This is a genomic window from Nitrospirota bacterium (assembly GCA_016214855.1).
Taxonomy (GTDB): Bacteria; Nitrospirota; Thermodesulfovibrionia; order Thermodesulfovibrionales; family UBA6898; genus UBA6898.
Map to the genome: position 1 here is coordinate 442542 of JACRMT010000004.1, position 24993 is coordinate 467534.

Genomic DNA, 24993 nt, shown 5'->3' on the forward strand with positions numbered 1-24993 from the left:
ATACCAGGGAGGAACTATGAAAATTGGAATGGTCGGACTTGGAAAGATGGGAATGAATATGGCCCGACGTCTGATTCAGAACGGGCAGGAGGTTGTAGCATTCAATAGGTCTCCGGAAAAAGTAGACGAGATAGTGAAAGAGGGGGCAATAGGCGCCTATACCCTCAAAGAAATGCTTAATAAGCTTACGGCTCCCCGCATAGTTTGGCTTATGCTTCCGGCAGGAAAGCCGGTTGACGATGCGATTGAAAATCTCAAGCCATTGCTTGAAGAAGGAGATATTATTGTCGACGGCGGCAACAGCTTCTATAAAGATGATATCAGGCATGAGGAGTCGCTCAGGGCAGAGGGCATTCACTACCTTGACGCAGGAGTAAGCGGTGGAATCTGGGGCCTGAAAATCGGTTATTGCCTGATGATCGGAGGAGAAGAGGAAGCATATGAAAAACTTGCCCCGATATTTACAGCTCTTGCGCCAGAGGACGGCTATCTCTATTGCGGACCGGCAGGCGCGGGTCACTTTGTCAAGATGATACATAACGGTATCGAATACGGCATGATGGCTGCCTATGGGGAAGGTTTTGATATACTGAACGCCTCACCTTACGGAAACACGCTTGATTTCGGAGCGGTCGCCCACCTCTGGAACCAGGGAAGTGTCGTACGGTCGTGGCTGCTTGAGTTAGCAGAAGATGCCTTCAAAAAAGACGGTAAGCTTAATATGATCGAGGGTTTTGTCGAGGATTCAGGTGAGGGAAGATGGACTGTCCAGCAGGCAATTGATTTTGCGGTGCCCGCCCCGGTAATCACTGCATCCCTTTTTCAGAGGTTCCGTTCGCGCCAGGATAATTCATTTTCGGACAGGCTTCTTGCAGCTTTGAGAAATGAGTTTGGGGGCCATGCCGTACAAAAAAAGGGGGAATAACCATGACAGAAGGGCATCTTTTTGACATGGCAGGGAATGTTTCAGGCAAAATTATTTCCAGCTCTGACTCCCACTGTAATATTGATATCCCTTCCCCCTGTGCTGTGGTTATATTCGGGGCTTCAGGTGATCTCACCAAAAGGAAGATAATCCCATCGCTCTATCGGCTCTTTGCGATTAATCTGCTTCCGGATCCCTTCTTTGTAATTGGAACTGCCCGAACTCAGCTCGGTGACAACGACTTCAGAGAATCGATGAGGGAAGCAGTAAAAGAAGCTGTCCCCAAGGACTTCTCAGAGAGCTCCTGGCTGACTTTTTCTGAAATGCTTCATTATCACCGCGTCGAATACGACGTGCAGTATACCTATGCAGGGTTGAAGGACAAGCTGCTGATTCTTGAGAAAGAACATGGCACTGGTGGAAACAGAATATATTATCTTGCCACCCCACCCACTGTTTATGAGCCGGTCATCGAAAACCTCGGGATAGCAGGGCTATCGAAGGAAGATGGGGGATACAGGCATATCGTTGTAGAAAAGCCTATCGGCAGTGATCTTGAGTCGGCTGTGCATCTGAACAAGACACTTGCCGCATTTTTTACCGAGCGCCAGATATATCGCATGGACCATTATCTCGCAAAAGAGACTGTCCAGAACATCCTGATGTTCAGGTTCGCCAATTCGATATTTGAGCCGATATGGAACAGTCGATATATCGACCATGTTCAGATTACTGCCTCTGAGACCCTCGGCGTCGAGCACAGGGCTGGATATTACGAGAAGGCCGGCGTGGTACGAGATATGTTTCAGAACCACATCTTCCAGCTTCTTGCCTTGACGGCAATGGAACCACCTGCGCTCTTTGATGCCGATCGGGTAAGAGATGAAAAAGTGAAGGTCTTCAGGTCTATCCGACCCTTCCAGCTTGACAGCCTCAATACGCAGGTTGTAGTCGGGCAGTATGGGAAAGGAACTATAAACGGAAAAGAGGCAGTTGCTTACCGGGATGAGTCCGGCGTATTCCCTGAATCAACAACACCTACTTATGCAGCGCTTAAAGTTCATGTGGATAATTGGAGATGGAAAGGAGTTCCCTTCTATCTCCGGTCGGGAAAGAGGCTGCGTTCACGGAAAGCGGAGATTGCTATTCATTTCAAACCGGTGCCTCATCTTATGTTTTCTCATGCGATTGAAGATGGCATTGAGCCGAATGTATTGATTCTCAGGGTCCAGCCGGATGAGGGCATAGGGATCCATTTTCAGGCAAAAAACCCAGGTTCAAAGGTATGTCTCAATACCGTCCTTATGAACTTCTCATACCAGAATGTTTCTCTGCTCGATGGCTATGAGCGGGTGCTGCTCGACTGCATGCAAGGGGATCAGATGTTATTCGTGCGTTCTGACGGCGTGCAGCAGACATGGACATTATTGACTCCCCTGATAGATAAATTGACGGCAGCTGTACGACCCAATGAATTTCCTAACTACGAATCAGGCTCTTCAGGTCCCGCTGCTGCAGAGGATCTCATGAAGAGAGACGGCAGGGTATGGAGACCTCTCTGAAAGACGATATCCGAATATTGCCTGATCCGGAAAGTTTGGCTCATGCAGCGGCAACCATTTTTGCAGATGCTGCTAAGCAAGCCATTGCAGCTCATGACAGATTTTCTGTAGCGCTTTCGGGAGGTTCGACTCCACGACAGCTGTTCCGAATACTCGGTTCAGACTATCGTAATTCGATCAGGTGGGACTCAGTTCATCTTTTTTGGACCGACGAACGAGCTGTACCGCCGCAGCATGAGCAGAGCAATTACAGACTTGCACATGATGAACTGATCTCAAAAGTAGCGATACCTTACAATAACATCCATCGGATACAGGGGGAACTCGCTCCTTCCGGGGCGGCAAAAGAGTATGAAAAGGAACTTCGACACCACTTTGGCGACCATGACATACCGGTATTTGATCTCATTCTTCTCGGTCTCGGACAGGATGGACATACTGCTTCTCTCTTCCCGGAATCAGAGGCATTGCTGGAAAAGGACCATCTTGTTGCTCCTTCATATTCTAAGTCCGCTGATAACTGGAGAGTTACATTGACCTTACCGGTTCTGAACAATGCAGCGAATATAGTCTTTCTCATAGCAGGAAAGTCAAAGGTCAGTATTATCAATGAGATTTTTTCAAGAGGAAGAGGACATCTTTATCCCGCCGGTCAGATCAATCCCGCAAAAGGCCACATTACCTGGCTTCTGGACAGAGAATCGGCATCTGAGCTGCAGAGATGATCTCAGTAATTATCCCTGCGCTTAATGAAGAGAGAACTATTGAAAAATGCATCGTAGAGATACGTCACGAAAGCTGTGACCTTGAGATTATTGTTGCCGATGGCGGTAGCAGCGATAAGACGGGAGAGATCGCCTCAGGCTGCTCGGAAGTGGCTGTAGTTACTTCGAGAAAAGGTAGGGGGCTACAGTTGAATGCAGGCGCTGCTGCTGCTACAGGCGATATTCTTCTCTTCCTTCATGCTGACACCACCCTTGAAAAGGGCTGGTCACAAAGCATTCTTAAAAGCCTCGATGAGAATTCTGTGGTTGGTGGGGCTTTTACTTTCGCCGTTAACAATCCTTCCTGGAAATATAGACTTCTAGAGGCATGGGTAAAACTGCGCTGCACCCTCTGCGAATTACCATACGGTGACCAGGCCATATTCATAAGAAAGGATCTTTTCCATAAACTGAACGGGTATCAGAATATCCCTCTTATGGAAGATGTTGAGCTCATCGAGAAAATGAAAAGAACCGGTAAAATAACCATTCTTGACAAGAAGGCCTTCACTTCAGAAAGACGATGGAGCAATAAAGGACTTATCAGGACGGCAGCAATTAATCAGCTAACCATGATGCTCTATAAGCTTGGCGTAAGTCCTGAGGCACTATTTCGACTCTATTACCGATGACCACGAAGAATTACTACGGCATCATGATAAAGTATCCAGAGCCGGGCAAAGTCAAGACTCGACTGGCCCATGAAATCGGTAAGGTCAGGGCCTCTGCAGTATGCAAACATATAGCCGAGCAGGTTTTGAGAAATACAGCTCCCTCTGAAGATGATCGATACAGCCGAATTGTCTTTATTGATCCGCCGGAAAGGGAAGATGACTTCCAGGGCTGGCTGCCGGGGGAGCAGTTTGCAGGTCAGCAAGGCAGCGACCTTGGTGAGCGGATGGACAATGCTATCAGACATCTTCTATCCAGAGGGACAGAAAAAGCTGTTATTACCGGTGCTGACATCCCTGATTTGAGCTGCGATATCATCATGCAGGCCTTCAAAAAACTCGATCATGTGGATGTTGTAATAGGTCCCGCTGCAGACGGAGGGTACTATCTCATCGGAATGAAGTCACCCATGACTGAACTCTTTCGCAACGTGTCCTGGAGTACCGGGAATGTTTTCTCTGAGACGGTTAAGACTCTTCAGCGGTCAGGCAAAAGCTATGGAGTTCTCCCTATCCTTTCAGATCTTGACACGATTGCAGATCTTAATCGCGTTCTCAAATAGTCAAGAGCTGCTGCGTTGGAATTGAAGCTAACTCAGCTTATCAATGGCCAGCATCATCGCCCCACAGCTCCTTGAGTCGTCGGTCACGACCGCAGCTGGTACGATAGTATTTATAACGAATCCGGCTCTTCTTGTAGGATACTCCTCTGCAGGGTAGAACTCTGTGCCCTGCACAATCTCATTTACAACAGGCTCCAAAAAAAAGTCATGTTGTAATCCAAAGACGATAGGATATCAGGTGACCTCCCCAAGCACTTTATTTTTCGTGCTTAGGGAGGTAATCCCAGGTAAAAAGGACGCTTCGTACATATTAAATACATCAGTTAACTTTAAATGGTTTGCTTGATCGAAGTTACCGTAACTTCAAGAACACGAGTTAAAAAGGAGAATTTAGACTTCATCATGTCATATTCTGAACCTGAAGGTATGAATTTTGCTATTCCTTCAATCAAGAAACCACACCCTTGTCCCATGCGCCCTGCTACTTCTTTACTCCCGACAGTGAGCAAAACTTTATTACTCTGAAGTACTTTTTTTTCTGTCTTTCTCATCGCATAAGCAGGAATTAGCAGCCTTCCGTCGTTTGGGCTCACAAGATAGCTATTCCAGGTATTAACCACGTGAGCCTCATTGTCAGCGCATGAAACTATTGAAACAACGCCTTCCTTACCTATTACCTCCAAAAACTTGTCTGTGAACATGCTTATGTTCCTCCGGAATTGTCCGATCTATTGCCGGCGTTAAGGGGGGGTACGAGTTGGCAAAAAGAGCGGAAGATGTCTCCTTCTGGGATATTATAGAGGCAATTGAAGGGGCGTCTCATCTATTTCGATGTGCAGAGATTCGCAAGAAGAACATTTTTGTCACGAATCCCAGAATATATACGGATAAGTGTCCTTGCTTAATAAAGGTGGTTATGCAGGAAGCAGAGGAGCTGATGCGAGACAAACTAAGGAAAAAGTCACTTCGTTGGTTGTACGGACAAGTACATAAGGATTTCTCAGTAGAGAAAAAAAAGGCAATAGCTGGTTGGTCAAAAGAGTTATAGCCTTCCAGCAATCGCTTCAACGCGATATTCAGGCTAAGCACGTCCAGGAAACAGCGGAAGTCGGGTTTCAAAAGTTGAATAAGATGTCTTATGTAGCTTCTATTTAATGCCCTGATGACAACCAGCGCGTCCACAGCGACGCGCCAAAGGGCGGCGCGTTACGCGCATTCTTTTCCAGTTGTGTCTTTGTACCCCTCGCCCGGACAACAGGATTCCCCAGAATATGGTTGTATATTTCATTTAAGACCTCCTTTATTTCTTGCGAAGCATTCGGGGCCAGTTCTCGTCAGCCTTCTTTATATATGCCTGCATATCTTTCTCCCACAACATCTGGACATCTTTGTTGAGATTCAGATACAGTCTGTCCTCAAAGATGGTCCATGAAGCAGGGTCGATATCAGCGGTTTTCCCCTGACTGACAGCATAAGCACAGTACCCCCCATACATGGGCGCATATTTTTCAGCATCTTTTTTGAACATTTCAAGGTGAGCTGAACTGGCAAATCTCCATACTGCACCCTTCCAGACATACTTGAATTCAGACATTCCCTCGATTGGTCTCTTGTCGGTGAAATATGCAACTGGGTCATAACCTTTGATCGCTAACCCTTCATCAGTTACATTGACAGGAGGGACGGATACGCTTTTAACACAAGAAAATAGAGTATAGAAAATGGCAATGGCTATAAGAAGACCTCTTGTCCATGCACTCAAATTCAAATTGTTGTCCTCATTTCGCCCCCCTGAAACTTCGAAATCCTGATTTTTCATTCAGGATGTATTACATAGTTATTTTATACGATATTAGCTGAATATGTGCAAATGCGGCGCTTAAGATCAGATCTCAATCTTCCTGTACGAAAAATAGAATAGTTAAAGAGCAACCGGTGGACTTTAGTCCGGGACTAATAATAGATTGTTTGTCTATTTAGAATCGGGGGTTGGCGTTCTTTATTTCGGAAAACTCAGGGGACCGCTTAGTGTTCGGAGAAACGCCTCTATTTTTGCAAGTTCGCTATCTGTAAGAGACTGGTGCTCAAGTTCTCTGCTGGTGCTTTTCCTATAGAATTGCAGGACATCAGAAAGCGTTTTCAGTTGTCCCCGGTGCATGTACGGAGCCCGATCAGCAACGTTACGAAGAGTCGGTGTTTTGAATGCTCCGACATGCTTTGCCTTATTCTTATCGATGAAGCTCAGCTCAGCGCATTCCTCAGGCTTCGCATCGCTGTACTTTCCGAAACAGTTGAACTCATCGTTCAGGACCTTATCAATGCCTTCAGCCCTTCCCTTATCTGTCCGGTTTTTCAGCCCGATATTATGAAAACTACTATTCGTAAAAAGTGGGCCCATGTGGCAGTTTGTGCATTTTGCCTTGCCGATAAAGAGACTGAGACCTTCCACTGCCTCCTGACTAATAATTTGTGCTCCTTCCCGGTTCTCCCTTACTACTGCTTCAACATAACGATCAAAAGGTGCCGGCTGGGGCAGGATCTGCCTCTCATAGGCAGCAATTGCCTTCCCTATGTTGACATAGATTCTGTTAACCGATTCCCTGTCCCCAGGTTTCATAGCATTCCATAGCTTGAGTGCAACTGGATTTCCCGTTCCAGGACTTGCCTTCGGCGGACAACTCTGATGATCTATCTTCGGCAGCTTCCCGAAGATATCCTCGTATTCCTTCTTGTATTTGCTAATGATAAGGTGCGCGCACAGGGATCGGGTAAAGCCATGTTCCACGGAGCTTTCGATCGGTCCGATTGCCTGGGACCAAAGGCTATCCTTCCTGCCATCCCAGAAAAACCACGCATTATAGGCAGTCCCGATTATAGGCATGGTCCTCCGGGTTGTCGTCCCCATGCCTTTTGCTAATGGTAATTTATCAGTAAAGCTCTCTGCCGGAATATGGCAGGTTGCACAGGATACTTTCCCGTTGGCACTGAAGCTCACATCAAAAAAAAGCTTTTTCCCGAACGCTACAGCTCTTGAATCCTCAGTGTAGGCATTGGAAGGATCCTTTGGTAACGGAGGAAGGGCAGAAAGCGAAAGGGAGCGAAGAGTCCTTATTTCCTCTTCGCTCCACTTATGCATTTCTGGTAGAGACTTAGCTTCTGCAGAAACCCGTACCGCCACATGCAAAACAGACAGAATGACCGTTATGAATACAACAATAATTGTTGCGGTCCTGATAGAGAGAACATTCCGACAGTTTCGCATATTCATCCCGGCTGGGTTACTTGACCTGAATATTGAAGGTTACGCTATCAGTCTTGTCTCCAGCTTTGATATCAAAGGTCATCCTCCACCAGCCGAGCATGCTGAATTTGATGCCCTCAATAAGACAGGTGCCGTCAGAGGTATTCTTAGTCACTTTTGGCACGGTCGGCAGGCCATGACCGTGCTCGGGCATTTCACCGCTGACTGTTATCTCAGCGTCTTTCACTGCCTGTCCTTCAGCTGTCTCCACCTTGAGCTTCCAGGAGATGATCTTGTTCACAGGAATCTCGCCAGTGTACGTCGCCTTGAATAGCCCATCCTTTGATTTCATGGTTGTCGCATAGTCTGCATCGGATGTTGGTTTTAATTTTGCTTCGTCGCCAAGAGCACAATGGCTGCACTTACAATCTTTTCCGCACTTGCAGCCGCCGTTACCTTTCCCCTTGCAGTTACAGGTACCTTTACCAGTCTTGCAGTGATCACAGGTGCAACCCTTGCCGCATGCGCAACCCTTTTCTCCTGCCTTGCATGTACACTCGCCTTTGCCGGTTTTGCAGTGTTCGCATTTGCAGTCCTTGCCACAGTTGCAACCCTTACCATCTAAGCTGCAGTTACAATTTTTTCCTGCCTTACCTTTTTTCCCCTTAGCGCAATGACCACAATTGCAGTCTTTACCACACTGGCAATCGCCCTTGGCACTGACTTTACACTGACACGTTCCCTTGCCGGTTTTGCAATGTTCACAGTTGCAGTCTTTTCCGCACTTGCAGTCCTTGCCGTCACCCTTACACTGGCATTTTGGCGCAGCATCAGCGAAGTCAAACACCTGTGTCAATGACATTGATCCGAGAAATACAACCGCCAACAGCACAATCATCATTTTTCTAAACATGTACATCCTCCTTAGAGTATTTGATTCGACATTTACAAGCCCTACGATTTTTTCCATATGACGCATCATTCTCTTGAGCCATCCAAGTCTGTTTGCAATCATGGAACAGCGTTCTTTCATCTGAGAGACTGCCTATTGGTAAAATACTATCAGAAATAGCATCAATAATTATGTATGCAAGCTTACACATTATCGGGAATCATGATAAACAAGTCACTGAGATTGACTCTCATTCCTCAGTCTAAGCCCATAATTAATCATCGTTCCCGTGAGCATCATCCCTATGCTCAGGATCTGGCCCATCGTCAGAAGTCCGATAACAAATCCGACTTGCGCGTCAGGTTCCCTTAAGAATTCGATAAGAAAACGGAATAGGCCATAAAGGATGAGGAAGCGGGATGTGAGACCGCCAGTTCTTGTCCCTCTATCCCTGGCGACCCATAGGATGATGAAAAGAAGCACCCCTTCGAGCAGGAATTCATAGAGCTGCGAAGGATGCCTTGGCATAGACCCGCCGCCCGGAAAGACCATCGCCCAGGGAACAGAGGTGACCCTGCCGTAAAGTTCAGCGTTTATGAAGTTTCCGATCCTGCCGAGTCCGAGCCCGATCGGGACGGTTACAATCACGAGGTCGGCGGTCTGCCAGAAACTGACCTTCGCCTTCCTGCTGAAAATAATACCGGCGATAACACTACCGACAAGCCCGCCATGGAAGGACATGCCCCCGTGCCAAACAGCGAAAGCCTCAAGTGGTTCGCGGAGATACGTATCGAGATCATAGAAGACGATGTAACCGACGCGTGCCCCAATCATGAGGCCAACGATGAGAAAGGAGTAGAGAGAATCCACAAAGTCACGTGAGACGGGAAGTCTGTTTTTGCTGATTTGAAGCTTTACGAGCAGATAAGACGATGCGAATCCGAGGAGATACATCATTCCGTACCACCTTACTGCAAAGGGACCAATTCTCACGATCTCGGGACTTATGTCGGGATAAGGGATCAGATTACTTCTCCTTACGGACCTGCTCGGTTAAGTTAAGTCTATCACGCCTGTAATTCAGGAAAGCCTATAAATCATTTCCCGAACCCGGTCAGCATGGGATCTGGTTTCTGAGACGAGCTTCTGCAATGACATAAGGAGAGGTGAGTCAGAAGTAGCAGGCAATGTCTTTGTAAGGAAACTTTCCAAAACAGTTTCTTCCAAGTGTAGCGCGGCTGATAGGGCTTCCCGGATTGTAACCGGTCCCTCCGTAATCCTGCTGTATATCGTTGCAGCAAGGAAAAGGGCCTCTTTCATATCTGGGAGCAACGACGCTTTCAGATCGGCTGCCACCTTGCCATCCCTGAAAAAGCCTCGCGCAATAATCAATACACTAATATGCTGCTCTTCTTCCCTGGCGAGGTCCTCCCAAAAAACTGCAGTTTCCGGAAATAACGTAGCATACTTTTTATAGATTCGGCAGCAAAGCGTCTCCATATCAATGCAGGCCTTTAGCTCACCGGGCAGATTATCCTGCATTAATATGACCCTCCGCAACAGAGATTCCGCAGTCCCTTCCAGTATTGATCTCCGGTTCAAACATGCCTTATCAATATGTTTTTTCCATAATATATTTCTTGTCGCCAAAAGTTTGCATAACCAATTACCGCCATTTTACCAGATGGCAGGATCAAAAAAATGTAAGGAGAATTACCACCTTTAGCTTCATGCAGGCAAACTTAAATTACTTAAATTTACCGGGCAGCAGTCGAGCTGTGATATGTTATCATTATAGCCAGAGAGGTAGAAACTCCTGATGGACAGAGCAATTTCAAGAGACCATATGACATACAAAAGCATGGTTATTATAACGTTTCTGGCTCTCACAGGATTATTCGGCTGCTTTATGGTTTTTCCGCCTTCTGCAAAGGCAGAACCTCGCTGGCTGCTTATGGCCCGCCATGGCGACTGTGTAGAAATCGAAAGCTTGAAAAGAAAAATACCAGACTTGGGTGATATTAATGATCCATTTTCTTTTATCAGGTTCATGAATGAGAAGGGACATCGGGCAGATTCTAACGAACTGCCTGCGGGCAAAGGAAGGGCTGTAGAGGTAAGCGTGCCGGAACTGCAGTTATTCCTGCTATTTGTGACATCCGAGATGTGCCAACAGACCGGAGCAGAGTAGTTGCATGAGGCTTGGCATGTCACCATTCCGAAACTGTGGCACAAATGTATCCAAGCCAGCGTTGTCATCGGCGGTCAGCATTCTCTTGAGGTGCTGGCTGCCAGCTGCATTTGCCACCATAGTAACTCTCTCTGTCACCGCGTGCCACACCTCAACGAAAAAGCTGGATGAAGCGATTATATATAACGGCCCAAAATTCAAGCTAAAACTTGTTCGATACCACGAAAATCTTCCGCTTCATTATACAGGCGAAGTTTTTCGCGTTCAGTGTTCTTCAGACAAGACTGCTAACTCCCCCGGGCATAATATGCAGGATCCCGGCTGGGTGACGCTGGGCAACGGAAGCGCGATTGGATCAAAAAGTGCTGTCGAACTTGCGGCACGTGAGAGCTCAAATTATCGAGTTGTGAGCGACGATATCCTGGTCTGGACAGGCAACGGATTGAACGTCAGTTTCGATGCCTGCGGTGTGTTCAGAGGATGGTATCCTTCATCTCTTCCGGAAACACTCATTAATCCTGTAGAAAAGCCCGACTATTGTGCTCCAAAGGGCAAGGTTGACTGCCGCAACTACGATTTCATGGACGATCGTCGTCCTATTTTTGAGGATATTCGAGTTACCGAAAAAGGTTCAATTTCCTTTATTGTCCTTTCGAGGGCTTTCAAGAATGACCAACGCTTTCTCGTCCGGAGCGACGATTACGGACGCAGCTGGTCATTCTTGCACGAACAAGTGAAGTGACAGTGCTCGCGGCAAGCTGCCGCTATTTTGCTCACACAGCCCAGAGTTTAGTTGCTGCGTCTCGTAACACTGATAAATAATCATCTAACCAAAATGGTCATGACAAGCATATCATCTTTTGGTTCGGCGTGGTTCCTTTTTATCGCTTCTTCAATCAGAGCATCGTTCAATGCGACACTGGAAAGATGGGAATTGATTGCGATAAACTTCCCGAGATTATCGATTCCATTGGACATACTCTCTCCCCATCCGTCATCAATCAAACCATCGGTATAGAGAACAACTTTATCACCTGAGTGCAGTGTTCGCTTATGTAAAGAACAGGCCGGGTACAATGGATGCTGGAGACCAAGAAATGTTGTTTCTGAGGATAACATCTCTGTGGTTCTTCGTCTATGATCATAGTAGAGGACCGGAGGATGCGCAGCTCCCGTCATTTCCATCTCGAGTGTTTCAGTGTTGAGAAAAATTGCGCAAAACGTCGTGAAAATTCCGGAATTTGACAGGCGACGACACAAAAACTCATTCAGCGTCTGAAGCAGATCGCATGGATCGATATGGTGCGGACAATGGCTAAGCACAAAGGTATTGACCCGGGCGGCATAAAATGCTGAGGCAATGTCATGCCCTACTGCATCGCACATGCAGAGAATAAGCCTCTTTTCGCCTAAAGTAAGGATGCTGCAGTAGTCCCCGCCAATTTTGTTTCTGGGGCGCGCCTTTATGGCAATATCAAAGCGATCACTGGAATAATCCTCAGGCAGAAAACTGTAATGTACCAAGGCGGCAGTGTTCAGATCCTGTTCATCCACGGAAAAGAAACCTCCGGCAATTACTGTCGCACTCAAAATCGGTTTCGATAGTCATACACTCTTTTCCCCCTGTCCGGTGGTCACTGCCCGTTCACCTTCCTGAAGCGAACTCTTCTGAAGATGAGGAAACAGGGGCCTCAGCCTCAAGATATTATTCCTCTCAATCCACAGGGGCAGAAGAAAAAAGATAGCCACCATAACGACTCCAAAAGAAATGGCAACTCCTGTATTCACAACAAGTATAGTTCCGAAATAATTATAAACAAATGCCAGAGGGACAAATCCAACCAGGGTTGCCAAAGCAAAACTTCTGAGAGACATCATCGTAAGACCGGCCCCATAACTGATGATGTCAAACGAAATAACAGGCATAATACGCGAAAAGACAACAACCTTGAACAGTAACTTATCGGAGCAGGCCGTACAGAAATTGATGTGCCCGCCAAGGAAGCGTTCTATAATGTCTCTTCCGAGGAGACGTGCAATGGAGAAACTGATAATCGCACCAGCGGTCGTACCCAATACCGAATAAATCGTACCAAGCACAGGGCCGAAATATGCGCCCGCAGCAACTTCCATCGGCATATTGGGAAATGGACTGAGTTCCGTTACTGCCATCAGTGCAATATATACGAGCGGAGCGAAGGACCCCGACGATGAAAGCACCTGAAGGACACGGTCCTGGCTGACATACGATGACAGTTTCCAGTGATACTCCACCATGAAAAGAATCACAACAAGCGCTGCCAGTGCAAGACCTTTTATTATCCTGCGGCGTCCCATCAGTGGCTACAAAATGATCTTGATCTATTTAAAACCATTCTTTCTCATTTTATTGCACGCACTGATCAGTCCGGCGGTTGAAGAATCGTGGTCGGATATAGGCTTCTCTCCTGTAAGCTCCGGAAGAATCCTTTTGGCCAACTGTTTGCCGAGCTCAACGCCCCACTGATCAAAGCTGAAAATATTCCAGATCACTCCCTGGACAAAGATTTTGTGCTCATACATGGCTATGAGACTGCCGAGAGTTCTTGGGGTCAGCTTTTTTATAAGAATCGAGTTCGAGGGCCTGTTGCCGGTGAAGGTTTTGAAAGGGGATAGCCTTGCAATCTCAACATCGCTCTTGCCGGCATCTCGCAACTCATACTCAACTTCTTCGCTTGTTTTACCGGACATAAGCGCTTCTGTCTGGGCAAAGAAATTTGATAAAAGGATCATATGGTGATCGCCGACCGGGTTATGGCTGAAGGCAGGAGCGATAAAATCGCAGGGAATCATCTTTGTTCCCTGATGAATTAACTGGTAAAAGGCATGCTGGCCGTTAGTGCCTGGCTCACCCCAGATGACCGGTCCTGTCTGATATGTCGCTCTTTTGCCATCCCGGTCAGTTGACTTTCCGTTGCTCTCCATATCCCCCTGCTGAAAATAAGCAGGAAACCGATGCATATACTGGTCATACGGCAGAATAGCGTGTGTCTGGGCTCCAAAAAGATTGTTATACCATATGCCAATCAGCCCAAGAAGAACCGGGATATTTCTTTCAAACGGTGTGTCCCGAAAATGCCTGTCCATTGCATGGCCGCCCGCAAGCAGTTCCCTAAAATTGTCAAAGCCGATAGTACAGGCAATTGGAAGGCCTATTGCCGACCAGAGAGAATACCGCCCCCCTACCCAGTCCCAAAAGACGAACATGTTTTCCGGAGCAATTCCAAACTTTCTTACTTCCTTATCATTCGTTGAAAGCGCCACGAAATGCTTTTTGATATGGTCTTCATCCCTGGCAGCATCAAGGAACCACTTTCTGGCGGTCAAAGCATTCGTCATCGTTTCCTGTGTGGTAAACGTCTTTGACGCGATCATGAAGAGAGTTGTCTCAGGGGATACATTCTTCAGGGTCTCAACAATATGTGTTCCGTCGATATTCGACACAAAATGCGGTGTTATTCGGGGATTATGGTAAGGCTTTAGCGCTTCGGTCACCATGACCGGACCGAGGTCAGATCCGCCGATGCCTATGTTCACAATATCGGTAATTGCCTTTCCCGTATAACCTTTCCATTCCCCTGAGCCAACCCGATTTGAAAAAATCTCCATCTGCCTGAGAACTGCATTCACCTCGGGCATTACGTCCTTGCCGTCGAGATGTATAGGCGTATCTGACAGGTTCCGGAGGGCCACATGCAGGACAGCACGGTTCTCGGTCTCGTTGATCTTCTCCCCCGAGAACATCTTTCCTATCGCAGCTCCAACCCCAAGCTCGTCAGCAAGTTCAAGCAGGAGACCTACGGTTTCATCGCTTATGATATTTTTGGAATAATCGACTAACATTTCCTCAAAGTAGATGGAATACTTTCCAAACCGGTCACTATCCACGGAGAACAGCGTTTTCATCTCAATCTGTCTCATCACCTCGTAATGATCTGCAAGCTTTTTCCACGCATTCGCCTGTAAGGGATTTTTATGGAACAACATAGCATCCTCCTTCTGCTGATGACATAAATTCACATGTCCATTTAACGCGTATCCTTTGACAGCATACTACCAGAAATTATGGCTAACAATATGTATGAGAGCTTACAGTATCAGAATTTTATCATGGTCACTGAATAGCAACATTTATAAACAAGGCTCTTACTGAAAAAGTAAGTTCCCTTACAGATTAATTAGCGAGGGGGCGTTACATTTTAATCAGAGATGATTGGGACTGGGCAGAAGCTGATTCAACAATTGGTCTAAGCCGTATATAATGGAGGAAAGGAATTGTCATGAAAAAGCTGCTTTTATCCGTAGAAAAGGATTATTGTTCGGAATGTTCTCTGGCTCTGACAAGATTTATCGGAAACATGGATGGTATTGATTCTCTTGGCATAGAAAACGGTTCCATAGCAATTGTCTTTGACGAATCGAAAATATCCGCAGCAACGTTGGTCGAAATAGCAGAGGAAAACATTCGCAGATTCGGTTATAGTCTGCTGAACGCGGATGTCAATAATATTTAGAACTTCTGGAGGAATTCCTATGAAAGCAATCAGCAATATCGTCCTGACAGCAGTCGTGTTATTATCGATCGGCATCGCACATGGTAAGGATTACGAGATCAATAAAGTTGTGGGCGGTTGCAATGTTGTGATGAAAAGCGACAAGAATCCACCGGTTGCAGGGGATAATAATGTCAGTGTGGATATTACCGATATATCCGGCAACCGTGTCAGTGATCCAATAGTAGTCGTCGAATATTCCAGACCGGCGAGAAGCGGCATGCCTCCGATGAACTATACGGCTGATACCGTTATGAAGAACGGGAAATTTGTAGGTAAAATGAGCCTTTCCCTACCAGGCCCCTGGAACATAACAATAAAAATAATTCGGGGCGGGGAAACAGCGCTGGCGCGACTCACGGTTGACGTTGAATAAGGGAATTCTTTCAGGGAGGTGTTTGCATGGATGCGCACTACAGGGTAGTAATTTTCGGATCAGCGAGAATCAGGGAGGGTGATCCCGCTTATAGAGATATTTACGAGATTGCGCGGGGATTGGCTGAATCCGGATTCGACATTGTGACAGGAGGCGGTCCGGGCATTATGCAAGCGGCCAATGCAGGACACAAGAGTGCGGCAAATGGCACACATTCGATCGGACTGCGCATAGCGCTTCCTTTTGAGCAGGAAACCAATAAATTTCTCGATATCAAGCAGGATTTTGACAGATTCAGTAGCAGGCTGGACTCTTTTGCTTCACTTTCGGATGCGATAATCGTGGCGCCTGGAGGCATAGGCACTTTGCTTGAATTCTTTTATTCCTGGCAACTTATTCAGGTGCATCAGATGTGTGAGACGCCGATTATTCTGTATGGCAATATGTGGACTACTCTTCTGACTTGGTTGAAAACAGAGGTTTTGGGAAAAGAGCTATTCAGCGGTACCGATCTTCACAATATCTTTCATGTCACCTCCGTTGAGCGAGTCCTCAGTCTTATCAGGCAAATTCATGAAGACCGTTTACACATGGAGCATGTATGTGTAAATTATGACAAATACCGCGTCGAGTTTGAAAAAGCGAAGGGGTGACCAATGAATGATGAAATCCACAGAATTCTTATCATAGGGTCTGGTCCTGCGGGCCTGACTGCTGCAATCTATGCTGCAAGAGCCCAACTTGCTCCTGTAGTAATAGAGGGTATTGAGTCCGGTGGCCAGCTTCTAACGACTTCCGATGTTGAAAACTATCCGGGGTTTCCCGAAGCGGTCACAGGCCAAGACCTTATGGACGCAATGCGCAAGCAGGCATTGCGATTTGGAACTGTGTTGATCCCCGAGATGGTTGAAAAGATAAATTTTCTTGAAAAACCTTTTAGGATATGGACAGATGGGCAGAAAATACTGACTGCCCGTTCTATCATAATCGCTACAGGATCATCTCATAAGTGGCTGGGGCTTGAGGCAGAAGTGAGACTTCGTGGCCGCGGCGTCAGTGCCTGCGCGACCTGCGATGGCTATTTTTTCCGTGGAAAAGAGGTTATTGTCGTTGGGGGTGGAGACACTGCCATGGAGGAGGCCCTTTTTCTCGCTCGTCTCTGTTCCAAAGTAACGATTGTTCACCGAAGGAATCAGTTCCGGGCGTCAAAGATAATGAGCGACCGGGTCGTCATGCATCCCAAAATAACGGTCATATGGGACAGCGTCGTGAACGCTATCCATGGAGAGGCTGAAACGACCGGCGTAACTGGAATTGAGACAAAGAATCTGGTGACAGGAGCAACAGAAACACTTGAGTGCTCAGGAGTTTTCATAGCGATCGGACGGAACCCTAATACTAAGCTTTTCAGTGGTGATCTCGATATAGACAGAAATGGTTATCTGGTAACTAAACCGGGGACTACAAATACAAGCGTCGAAGGTGTTTTTGCCTGCGGTGAGGTACAGGACAATATCTATCGGCAGGCCATAACTTCAGCCGCGAGCGGTGCCATGGCAGCTATCGATGCCGAGCATTGGCTGGAAATGTGCGGATACTGCGGGTGATAGTCAGAAATCGATATCGACCTGAAGCGAATCCAAAAACCTGCAGGAGATCATTCTTCAGAATCGCCCCTACTTCAGCATATACAACAGCAGCAAATTGGCCACATAGACCATGAGAATTCCCATGGAATCCCATGCCACAAACAATCTCTTCTTCTCTGCACGGTAGGTCAGTCCGATAATCGCAATAGTGGTCATTGCAATAGCCGCCAATGCCGATATTATGTGATTAGGATTTGTATATGACAGCAGAGGGCCTTTGAGAAAGAGAATGTCGTCAAGTGCAAGGATAAAGATATTGAAGATATTGCTGCCGAAGAGATTGCCGATTGCAAGATCAACAGCCCCCATCCTGACAGCAGTGATCGAGACGACGACCTCCGGCAGAGAAGTTGAAACAGCAATAAAGATATTGCCGACAAAAGTCTGGCCCAATCCGGTTGACACTGCTATACCTTCTCCGATTTTCGGGAGAAAAATGGCTGCGATGATCACAATGAGTGCATTTATGGCGTAGTTCATTACAGCCGTCTTTATACTGATATCTTTGTACTGCAATTCCTCCGCCATTTCTTTCAGAAATTCCGCTATCTTTCGTCTTTCGTAAGTGAAAACCAGTCTCATGGCAATAAAATAGATCATCACAAAGAGGAAGCTGTATGAACCTAACCAGCCGATGGGCGATAACTGATCTCTCAGAAACATACTGACGCATACTATGCTCAAGAGAAGAAGTCCGAAAGCTGCTGAGAGCACATGCCCCTGATGCGCCTTGGTGGATATTGGTGAGGGACGATACATGGTATCCAGGATTGCGAGGATAAACATATTAAAGACACAACTGCCTAACACATCACCCACTGCGATATCAGGAACTCCGGCATACGTCACAGAGCCTATTCCTGTAACAAGTTCCGGGAGAGAGGTAATAGAGGCCATGAGCACAATGCCGATCCAGGCCCTGCCAAGCCCTGTCTTTTCAGCTATCATATCGCCGTACTTCGACAGTCTTGTGCCGGAATAGACGATAGCAGCAGTGCAGACAAAGAATTCGAGCCAGAGAAGCATTGTTTTATTCCTTCATTACCGTTTGTTAGCCAGAGATGCTCATGTCAGTGTATTGAGGATTTTTCTATGCAGCTGCTTCTGGTTATGATAACATCAATTCATGAAAGTCACTAATTGCCAGCATGGCATAGTAATTAGTTGGCCAATAAAATAAAAGGAGGAATCTATGAACAGTAACATCCAGGACAACAAAGCCACCGCAACGGCCTTCTACGATCTTGCATTCAATCAAAAGCGCCCGGACGAGGCAGTGGCTCGCTATGTTGGGAAAACGTACATACAACACAACCCTAACTTCGCCGATGGACCGCAAGCATTTATTGATGCTGTAAAGGCATGGGTCGGTGCTTGCCCTTCCCTACGCACTGAAGTCAAGCGCATCATTGCCGAGGACGATTTCGTTGTTACTCACGTGTTTATCAAACAACACGAAAAAGATATGGGAACTGCGGCAATTGACATCTTTCGGTTTGAGAATGGAAAGATTGTAGAACACTGGGACGTGACCTCGGCAATCCCAGAAAAATCAGCGAATAACAATACGATGTTTTAGCCAAAGAAATGGTAGAGCGCAACGAAAGGCAGAATATGATCCTGCTATATGTGATGGATCCTCACTGCGGGTGGTGTTTCGGATTTGGTGCGGTGATCGGGAAGCTATTTGAGCACTACCGCGCCGATGATCGGATCAAATTCGATGTGCTACCTGGTGGATTGTTTGTCCCAAAGATCGCTACCTCAAAGGCTTTTGCCGCAGAAAAACGATCAATCTGCGAGCGCATTTCGCAGCTCGCTGACGTTACCGTCAGCGAGTCGTACTTTGCCGATGTTATCGGAGAGGGCGGTTACCTCGATAGTGAAGTACCCTGTCGTGTTATAAACACAGCGAATCACCTGCGTTCAGACCGCCTTATCTTATTCATGGAAGACCTTTTGGCGCAGGAGTTCATTCATGGCCGAAACATCTCAGACTTTGCAACCGCCGAACCCGTGATCGAGAAATTCGGCTTCGACCTATGTGAGTTCAGGACCGTCTTCGACTCCGCTCTCATGGCAAAAACTACCCATGCGAATTTCGGTCGCGCAAGAGCCATCACAGATGGCTATCCGGTGCTGTTTGCAGTTACTGAGTCGGGCAACCTGAAGAGACTCGCGAAAGGCTTTGCGCCGTTTGACAGGCTGACGAAACGTATTGACGAGATTATTAGCGATGCACACGCGGCCTAACCCATTGCTCAACCGGCCGCCCAAAAAGCTCGACTGCCATAATGCTCGCAGAAATAGGGGTATTAGCGGCCCCGGCAAGAAGGCTTACCATACCTATTGCCGAAAATACCGACACATCGAACCCCGGCAGGCGACCAAGGAGATTTCCGGCTGTCGAGCCTACGAAAAAAATCGGGGTAATAATCCCACCGCTGCCGCCGAAACTAAGAGTCACAGAGGTAGACAACATTTTCAGGACAGAGGCATACCAAGGGACTGGACTGCCTTCCACTGAGGTCTTGATCATTTCAAGACCAAGACCAAGATAACTCGTTGACATGAAAAATGTCAGGACTACAAGAGATAAACCCCCTATTAAAGCCTTCCATTCTTCTCTGATAGACATTTTCTTGCTGATACTTTCGAATAGTTTCAACATTTCTATGAACAAAAGAGAGAACACGCCAAAGAATATACCTGCCGCACAGACCTTCAGGAAAAACAGACTGCTGAAGACGGGACTGAAATTAATTGGTTGATGGAAATATGCAACACCGAGAACTGACGATACCTGGTAGCCAACGATACCGGCGACAAAAGACGGCAGAAGGACATCGTAAAGTAACCCTCCAACAAACAGGACCTCGACCCCGAATATGGCTCCGGCGATTGGTGTGCCAAAGACTGTCGCAAAACCTGCACTAATTCCACAGATAACAAGCTTTCTTCGATCCCTCTTCCCAAATCTGAAGAGATCAGCAAAACCTGAACAAAGTGCAGCGCCGATCTGTGCAGCAGGCCCTTCTTTTCCGGCCGAGCCGCCGCAGGATATGGTGATTACTGTCGCAAGAAGTTTGACCGGTACTACGGAGAGCTTGATCGTTCCGGAATTCTGATGCACGGCTTCGATGATTTTCTCCGTTCCATGGCCACGCGCGTCAGGCGCTAAATATTTTACCAACAGTGTGCTCGCGAGAAGACCAGCTGGGATGAGCAGATAATAGTACGGGACACCTGATACAAGCGCTATACCTTTGTGAAGCAGCCCGAGAAAGACAGCAGTAGAAATGCCAACAATAATGCCAACGCAAGTAGCGAGAAAAAGCCACTTTAGAATACTGATAAAAAGAACTGACTCCTCAACGACATGCCTCTTCAATTTGTAATCCTCACGTTTTCTCACAGGAGTAATTCTTATAGACATCGGATGGCATGTTCCTCTTTCCGCCATTGGGTTTCAATGGAAGGACAGGACCTTTAATCCTTCGATTTCTGCAGCCCGGCAGAGTGCATCATCTGTTGAAGAAAAAGCAACTGTGACACCCGGGCCAGCTGATTGAATAATTTTTACCGCGGATAAATGCATCGCCGCCAATCTGTTTAGCCGATGTTTTTTTATCAGCTGTCCTGAGTCAAGATCATTGAAGTCTACTACGGCAATGTCGGCCCAGTCGGTTGTAAAGGCCTCGTATATTCGTTTATATGCAGCAGAAGCTAAATCGCCATTTTTGTGGCGTTTATCAAGTGCTGCGACCACTTCGGCATATGCAACCCTGCAAGTTGCAATTATCTCGGCGTTAGCCGCCCACTGTCGCACAATAGCAGTCTGTTCGTCTTCAACATACAACTTAATAAGGCTGGTTGTCCCCAAATAGAGAATCATTGCCTTTCCTCCAATATAGTCCCGGACAATGATTTACCCTTAACCTTGATACCTTCACATCCTTTGGGCCTTCCCCCGGACCACTGGGCTTGTCCATCTTTTACAAGGGATATCATGCAGCGTCTCTCCAGAGATACTGGGCTAATTACAGCAACCTCTATCCCGTGATCTGTTACGATCAAACTTTCTCCCTCTCGCACCTTGCTGATATAACTGCTAAGCTTATTTTTCAGTTCACGAATGCCAGCGTGTTCCATTGAATCCTCTCTATTACAGTATTGTAGCTACATTATAACTACTTTGTTGCTTTTTCTCAATTCTTTTGTAGTATCATAATAATTATGAATCAATTGATTTTTAGTTTAGATATTCTGGCTATCTATTAGGATGTCCTGACGGAAAAATGACGAGTCATTATGCTAATCCGCCGTAGGGCGATCATTCTATCAATTAAGAGCAGAATCTCAATCCCAATCAACCTGGAGGAAAGCATGAAAAAAATATTAGTCCTTATCGTCATCTCACTTCTCATAATTGCTGGATGTAGTCACAAAGCAACAACCAAACCTGACGGGCAGGAGAATTTAGCAGACAAGCAGTATCAGAAATCTGATGTTAGCGACCTAAAAAAGACTGAAAAGATACCTGCCATACCTGTTGAATCGATAGATTCCAAAAACAATGCGTCGACTAAGGCCACTGTCCAGGACAACATGTTCTCTGATCTTCTGTTTGACTACGATAAATATGATGTTAGGGATACATTCAAGCCGACACTCCGTAGCGTGACGGATTTTCTGTCAAAGTATCCTGAAGCCAGGATATCCATTGAAGGCCATTGTGATGAAAGAGGGACTAATGAATATAATCTTGCTCTTGGTGACCGAAGGGCAAAGGCAGTCAAAGACTATTTGGTATCCATGGGTGTACCCACAAAAAAGCTTGATACTATCAGTTACGGTGAGGAACGCCCCCTGTGCAAAGAGATTACCGAGGAGTGCTGGGCAAAGAACAGACGGGCCCATTTTGTTGTTTTGAGCTCGGGAGCTAAGTAAAGAGATTATTCTGTGTTTACCTGTCCCATGCATCCAGAAGTCAGACTGGCAAGTCCTGGTGCCTGTCCCAAATGCGGAATGGCTCTTGAGCCTTTGAATCCTTCTGCTGGCGTGACCAAGACCGAATGGACGTGTCCGATGCATCCGGAAATCATTCGCGAAGCGCCCGGAAGTTGTCCTATCTGCGGAATGGCGCTGGAGCCAAAAACGATAACCTCAGAAGAAGGGGATAGTCCGGAACTTATCGATATGACGCGGCGGTTTAAGGTCAGTGTTGTGCTTACTATTCCCTTGGTCATGATCGCCATGCGCCATCTCATCCCTGGTCTCTCAGCCATAGACAATCTCCTCTCGCCGGCACTTATGAAATGGCTGGAACTTGTTCTTGCGACGCCGGTGGTACTCTGGGGAGCATGGCCGTTCTTTGTCAGGGGCTGGCAGTCGGTCGTCACCTGGAACCCGAACATGTTCACCCTGATCGGGCTCGGCGTCGGCGTTGCTTACATATATAGCATTGTGGCTGCTTTGTTTCCCGGACTCTTCCCGAAGTCGGTTCGTGGTGAAAGCGGTGAAGTTGGTATGTATTTCGAGGCTGCCGCTGTCATCGTCACGCTTGTACTGCTCGGCCAAGTGATGGAACTCAGGGCGAGAACACGGACAGGCGCAGCGATTAAGGCCCTCCTCGGCCTTGCCCCGAAGACCGCCCGCAGGATTACTGACGGCAATGAAGAGGATGTTCCTCTTGATCAAATTAAGCCGGAGGATCTACTGCGTGTCAGGCCCGGTGAAAAGATTCCTGTTGATGGCACTGTCACTGAAGGAGCTAGCAGCGTGAATGAATCCATGATCTCCGGTGAGCCGATTCCGGTTATGAAGCAGTCCGGTGACCGGGTGATCGGCGCAACCGTAAACGGAACAGGAACGCTGATAATGAAGGCAGAAAAGGTCGGGGCCGAGACACTTCTGGCCCAGATTGTCAATATGGTGGCTGAGGCTCAGAGGAGCCGTGCGCCGATCCAGAAATTGGCGGACACCGTTGCTGGCTATTTTGTCCAGATCGTAGTGAGCATCGCGATTCTCACCTTTGTGGTCTGGGCATGGCTCGGGCCTGAGCCGCGTATGGCCTATGCCCTCGTCAACGCAGTTGCAGTGCTGATTATCGCCTGCCCCTGCGCCCTTGGTCTGGCAACGCCGATGTCGATCATGGTTGCTATGGGCAAGGGGGCAACGGGAGGAGTGCTATTTAAGAACGCAGAAGCGATAGAGGTAATGAAGACAGTTGATACCCTTGTCACGGACAAGACCGGCACGCTCACCGAAGGCAAGCCGAAGTTGGTCAGTGTCCTCCCTGCGTCTGGTTTTGACGAGGAGACGCTTCTTCACTTGACTGCAAGCATCGAGATGGGGAGCGAGCACCCGCTGGCTGCAGCGATCATTGCCGGCACAAAGATAAAGAATATTTCTCCCTCAAAGGTTGAGTATTTTGAATCGCTCACCGGCCGCGGGGTAACAGGTCTGATAGAAGGGAGAAAAGTCGCTCTCGGAAACCGCACGCTCTTTGATGAACTAGGCGTCTCACCAGGCGAACTCCGGGACAAGGCGGAGGCCATGCGCAAGGAGGGGCAAACCGTCATGTTCGTCGCAGTGGATGGAAAGGCCGCAGGGCTTCTTGGTGTGGCAGACCCGATCAAGGCAACAACTGCCGAAGCTATCGAGAAGCTTCATCAGGAAGGAATAAGGGTGGTTATGCTCACGGGTGACAGCAGGACAACTGCTGAAGCTGTTGGGAAAAAGCTCGGTATCGACGAAGTGATCGCCGAGATCCTGCCCGACCAGAAGGCAGAGATTGTGAAAAAGCTCCAGGCTGAGGGAAAGATTGTAGCCATGGCTGGAGACGGTATCAATGACGCTCCAGCCCTTGCCCAAGCTCATGTCGGGATCGCGATGGGGACCGGAACTGATGTGGCGATGCAGAGCGCTGGGGTGACCCTGGTGAAAGGCGATCTCAGAGGAATAGTACGGGCGCGAAGATTGAGCAGGGCCACTATGCGCAATATCAAGCAGAACCTCTTCTGGGCCTTTGCCTACAACGCCCTCGGTGTTCCTATCGCCGCAGGAGTTCTCTACCCTTTTGTCGGTATTCTCCTAAGTCCGATATTCGCAGCTGCAGCGATGAGCTTCAGTTCCGTGTCGGTCGTAATCAATGCCCTGCGGTTGAGGCGGGCGAAACTGTGAATCAGCTCTGATGTTCATTATTTATTCAATATTAAGTTTTATTATGAAGCTATAGATTAAGGAGGTGAGAACCTATGAAGATATCAGGACTGAGATTTCTTGTTTTACCGTTTATTCTTGTATGTTTTGCTGTCGGCGTTGAGGCGGCTCAGAAGCAAAGTGCGGTTGCAAAGGACGAATCTCTGCGCAAGGGTGAGACAAGGGTAACGCTGGCCCCGGAACTATTTAACGACGCCCGCGTGAAAGAGGCTTACAGAGTTGCAAAAGAAATACCGTGGGTGTTGGACAGTATCTACTGTTTCTGCATGTGCAAGGAATCTCCGACGTTCAGGCATAAGAGCCTGTTAAGTTGCTACGTTGACAACCATGCTTCTGTCTGAGA

The 24993-nt window shown here is 47.4% G+C and carries 32 protein-coding genes; 18 read left to right on the forward strand and 14 right to left on the reverse strand.

The genetic code is table 11. The features are described 5' to 3' along the window. The first annotated feature begins 16 nt into the window (after positions 1 to 16). The 5 genes from gnd to HZB62_04210 are packed head-to-tail and all read left to right on the forward strand — an operon-like array spanning position 17 to position 4485. Positions 17 to 925 (forward strand): decarboxylating 6-phosphogluconate dehydrogenase, encoded by a 909-nt coding sequence (gene gnd, locus HZB62_04190; GenBank protein ID MBI5074352.1) that lies wholly within the window; start codon positions 17 to 19, stop codon positions 923 to 925. A gap of 26 nt (positions 926 to 951) precedes the next feature. Further along, positions 952 to 2487, forward strand: a complete 1536-nt coding sequence (gene zwf, locus HZB62_04195; protein MBI5074353.1) for a glucose-6-phosphate dehydrogenase — start codon at positions 952 to 954, stop codon at positions 2485 to 2487. Beyond that, the gene (gene pgl, locus HZB62_04200; protein MBI5074354.1) at positions 2472 to 3212 is read left to right on the forward strand and encodes a 6-phosphogluconolactonase; all 741 of its coding nucleotides are present in this window, start codon (positions 2472 to 2474) and stop codon (positions 3210 to 3212) included. Before zwf ends, pgl begins: the two co-directional genes overlap by 16 nt. Continuing rightward, entirely contained in the window at positions 3209 to 3883 is a 675-nt protein-coding gene (locus tag HZB62_04205) for a TIGR04283 family arsenosugar biosynthesis glycosyltransferase (GenBank protein MBI5074355.1), read from the forward strand. The genes pgl and HZB62_04205 overlap by 4 nt, the downstream gene beginning before the upstream one ends. A gap of 23 nt (positions 3884 to 3906) precedes the next feature. Further along, entirely contained in the window at positions 3907 to 4485 is a 579-nt protein-coding gene (locus HZB62_04210; GenBank protein MBI5074356.1) for a TIGR04282 family arsenosugar biosynthesis glycosyltransferase, read from the forward strand. 329 nt (positions 4486 to 4814) lie between these two features. Here HZB62_04210 and HZB62_04215 read toward each other — a convergent pair whose 3' ends face one another. After that, on the reverse strand, positions 4815 to 5186 hold the full coding sequence (locus tag HZB62_04215; GenBank protein MBI5074357.1) for an FMN-binding protein: 372 nt from the start codon (positions 5184 to 5186) through the stop codon (positions 4815 to 4817). A gap of 17 nt (positions 5187 to 5203) precedes the next feature. Between HZB62_04215 and HZB62_04220 the strand changes: the two genes are divergently transcribed. Continuing rightward, the gene (locus HZB62_04220) at positions 5204 to 5533 is read left to right on the forward strand and encodes an Rrf2 family transcriptional regulator (protein ID MBI5074358.1); all 330 of its coding nucleotides are present in this window, start codon (positions 5204 to 5206) and stop codon (positions 5531 to 5533) included. A 252-nt stretch (positions 5534 to 5785) separates the two neighbouring features. Here the strand turns inward: HZB62_04220 and HZB62_04225 are convergent, their stop codons facing one another. The 3 genes from HZB62_04225 to HZB62_04235 form a co-directional block, all read right to left on the reverse strand. After that, the gene (locus HZB62_04225) at positions 5786 to 6220 is read right to left on the reverse strand and encodes a YHS domain protein (GenBank protein MBI5074359.1); all 435 of its coding nucleotides are present in this window, start codon (positions 6218 to 6220) and stop codon (positions 5786 to 5788) included. 264 nt (positions 6221 to 6484) lie between these two features. Beyond that, positions 6485 to 7621, reverse strand: coding sequence for a cytochrome-c peroxidase (locus tag HZB62_04230; protein MBI5074360.1), 1137 nt, complete (start codon positions 7619 to 7621; stop codon positions 6485 to 6487). A gap of 142 nt (positions 7622 to 7763) precedes the next feature. After that, on the reverse strand, positions 7764 to 8078 hold the full coding sequence (locus tag HZB62_04235) for a FixH family protein (GenBank protein ID MBI5074361.1): 315 nt from the start codon (positions 8076 to 8078) through the stop codon (positions 7764 to 7766). A gap of 60 nt (positions 8079 to 8138) precedes the next feature. Between HZB62_04235 and HZB62_04240 the strand changes: the two genes are divergently transcribed. Next, entirely contained in the window at positions 8139 to 8351 is a 213-nt protein-coding gene (locus HZB62_04240; protein MBI5074362.1) for a hypothetical protein, read from the forward strand. Here HZB62_04240 and HZB62_04245 read toward each other — a convergent pair. From HZB62_04245 to HZB62_04255, 3 genes are all read right to left on the reverse strand, one after another. Beyond that, positions 8348 to 8491 carry a hypothetical protein gene (locus HZB62_04245; protein ID MBI5074363.1) on the reverse strand — a complete coding sequence of 48 codons (144 nt, stop codon included), beginning with the start codon at positions 8489 to 8491 and terminating at the stop codon, positions 8348 to 8350. The two genes, HZB62_04240 and HZB62_04245, sit on opposite strands and share 4 nt — an antisense overlap. A gap of 361 nt (positions 8492 to 8852) precedes the next feature. Beyond that, a complete protein-coding gene (locus HZB62_04250; protein ID MBI5074364.1) occupies positions 8853 to 9641 on the reverse strand; it encodes a prolipoprotein diacylglyceryl transferase in 789 nt (262 codons plus the stop codon). Between the two features lie 57 nt (positions 9642 to 9698). Beyond that, positions 9699 to 10160 (reverse strand): hypothetical protein, encoded by a 462-nt coding sequence (locus HZB62_04255; protein ID MBI5074365.1) that lies wholly within the window; start codon positions 10158 to 10160, stop codon positions 9699 to 9701. A gap of 304 nt (positions 10161 to 10464) precedes the next feature. Here HZB62_04255 and HZB62_04260 point away from each other — a divergent pair, with 304 nt between their 5' ends. Next, positions 10465 to 10809: a hypothetical protein gene (locus tag HZB62_04260; protein MBI5074366.1), complete on the forward strand. Its 345-nt coding sequence runs from the start codon at positions 10465 to 10467 to the stop codon at positions 10807 to 10809. Positions 10810 to 10825: 16 nt separating this feature from the next. Further along, a complete protein-coding gene (locus tag HZB62_04265) occupies positions 10826 to 11551 on the forward strand; it encodes a hypothetical protein (protein MBI5074367.1) in 726 nt (241 codons plus the stop codon). An 80-nt stretch (positions 11552 to 11631) separates the two neighbouring features. Here the strand turns inward: HZB62_04265 and HZB62_04270 are convergent, their stop codons facing one another. The 3 genes from HZB62_04270 to pgi are packed head-to-tail and all read right to left on the reverse strand — an operon-like array spanning position 11632 to position 14835. Further along, positions 11632 to 12363 carry a serine/threonine-protein phosphatase gene (locus tag HZB62_04270; protein MBI5074368.1) on the reverse strand — a complete coding sequence of 244 codons (732 nt, stop codon included), beginning with the start codon at positions 12361 to 12363 and terminating at the stop codon, positions 11632 to 11634. 51 nt (positions 12364 to 12414) lie between these two features. Further along, positions 12415 to 13146, reverse strand: a complete 732-nt coding sequence (locus HZB62_04275) for a TVP38/TMEM64 family protein (protein MBI5074369.1) — start codon at positions 13144 to 13146, stop codon at positions 12415 to 12417. A gap of 24 nt (positions 13147 to 13170) precedes the next feature. Further along, positions 13171 to 14835, reverse strand: coding sequence for a glucose-6-phosphate isomerase (gene pgi / locus HZB62_04280; GenBank protein MBI5074370.1), 1665 nt, complete (start codon positions 14833 to 14835; stop codon positions 13171 to 13173). Positions 14836 to 15128: 293 nt separating this feature from the next. Here pgi and HZB62_04285 point away from each other — a divergent pair, with 293 nt between their 5' ends. The 4 genes from HZB62_04285 to trxB are packed head-to-tail and all read left to right on the forward strand — an operon-like array spanning position 15129 to position 17384. Beyond that, positions 15129 to 15362, forward strand: a complete 234-nt coding sequence (locus HZB62_04285) for a heavy-metal-associated domain-containing protein (protein MBI5074371.1) — start codon at positions 15129 to 15131, stop codon at positions 15360 to 15362. A 19-nt stretch (positions 15363 to 15381) separates the two neighbouring features. Continuing rightward, a complete protein-coding gene (locus tag HZB62_04290) occupies positions 15382 to 15777 on the forward strand; it encodes a FixH family protein (protein ID MBI5074372.1) in 396 nt (131 codons plus the stop codon). Between the two features lie 26 nt (positions 15778 to 15803). Further along, positions 15804 to 16430 carry an LOG family protein gene (locus HZB62_04295; protein MBI5074373.1) on the forward strand — a complete coding sequence of 209 codons (627 nt, stop codon included), beginning with the start codon at positions 15804 to 15806 and terminating at the stop codon, positions 16428 to 16430. Positions 16431 to 16433: 3 nt separating this feature from the next. Then, positions 16434 to 17384, forward strand: coding sequence for a thioredoxin-disulfide reductase (gene trxB / locus HZB62_04300; GenBank protein ID MBI5074374.1), 951 nt, complete (start codon positions 16434 to 16436; stop codon positions 17382 to 17384). Between the two features lie 69 nt (positions 17385 to 17453). Here trxB and HZB62_04305 read toward each other — a convergent pair whose 3' ends face one another. Then, a complete protein-coding gene (locus HZB62_04305) occupies positions 17454 to 18452 on the reverse strand; it encodes a sodium:calcium antiporter (GenBank protein ID MBI5074375.1) in 999 nt (332 codons plus the stop codon). A 166-nt stretch (positions 18453 to 18618) separates the two neighbouring features. Between HZB62_04305 and HZB62_04310 the strand changes: the two genes are divergently transcribed. Next, complete coding sequence (locus tag HZB62_04310) at positions 18619 to 19005, forward strand: ester cyclase (GenBank protein MBI5074376.1); 387 nt, start codon at positions 18619 to 18621, stop codon at positions 19003 to 19005. A gap of 8 nt (positions 19006 to 19013) precedes the next feature. Next, positions 19014 to 19679: a hypothetical protein gene (locus tag HZB62_04315; protein ID MBI5074377.1), complete on the forward strand. Its 666-nt coding sequence runs from the start codon at positions 19014 to 19016 to the stop codon at positions 19677 to 19679. Here HZB62_04315 and HZB62_04320 read toward each other — a convergent pair. The 3 genes from HZB62_04320 to HZB62_04330 are packed head-to-tail and all read right to left on the reverse strand — an operon-like array spanning position 19657 to position 21578. After that, positions 19657 to 20862 carry a chloride channel protein gene (locus tag HZB62_04320; protein MBI5074378.1) on the reverse strand — a complete coding sequence of 402 codons (1206 nt, stop codon included), beginning with the start codon at positions 20860 to 20862 and terminating at the stop codon, positions 19657 to 19659. The two genes, HZB62_04315 and HZB62_04320, sit on opposite strands and share 23 nt — an antisense overlap. Before the next feature lie 33 nt (positions 20863 to 20895). Then, positions 20896 to 21321, reverse strand: a complete 426-nt coding sequence (locus tag HZB62_04325) for a type II toxin-antitoxin system VapC family toxin (GenBank protein ID MBI5074379.1) — start codon at positions 21319 to 21321, stop codon at positions 20896 to 20898. Then, positions 21318 to 21578 (reverse strand): type II toxin-antitoxin system prevent-host-death family antitoxin, encoded by a 261-nt coding sequence (locus HZB62_04330; protein MBI5074380.1) that lies wholly within the window; start codon positions 21576 to 21578, stop codon positions 21318 to 21320. The genes HZB62_04325 and HZB62_04330 overlap by 4 nt, the downstream gene beginning before the upstream one ends. A 234-nt stretch (positions 21579 to 21812) precedes the next feature. Here HZB62_04330 and pal point away from each other — a divergent pair, with 234 nt between their 5' ends. The 3 genes from pal (at position 21813) to HZB62_04345 (ending at position 24991) form a co-directional block, all read left to right on the forward strand. Continuing rightward, positions 21813 to 22376 (forward strand): peptidoglycan-associated lipoprotein Pal, encoded by a 564-nt coding sequence (gene pal, locus HZB62_04335; protein ID MBI5074381.1) that lies wholly within the window; start codon positions 21813 to 21815, stop codon positions 22374 to 22376. A gap of 27 nt (positions 22377 to 22403) precedes the next feature. Beyond that, positions 22404 to 24611: a copper-translocating P-type ATPase gene (locus HZB62_04340; GenBank protein MBI5074382.1), complete on the forward strand. Its 2208-nt coding sequence runs from the start codon at positions 22404 to 22406 to the stop codon at positions 24609 to 24611. 74 nt (positions 24612 to 24685) lie between these two features. Next, positions 24686 to 24991: a hypothetical protein gene (locus HZB62_04345; protein ID MBI5074383.1), complete on the forward strand. Its 306-nt coding sequence runs from the start codon at positions 24686 to 24688 to the stop codon at positions 24989 to 24991. Positions 24992 to 24993: the final 2 nt, after the last annotated feature.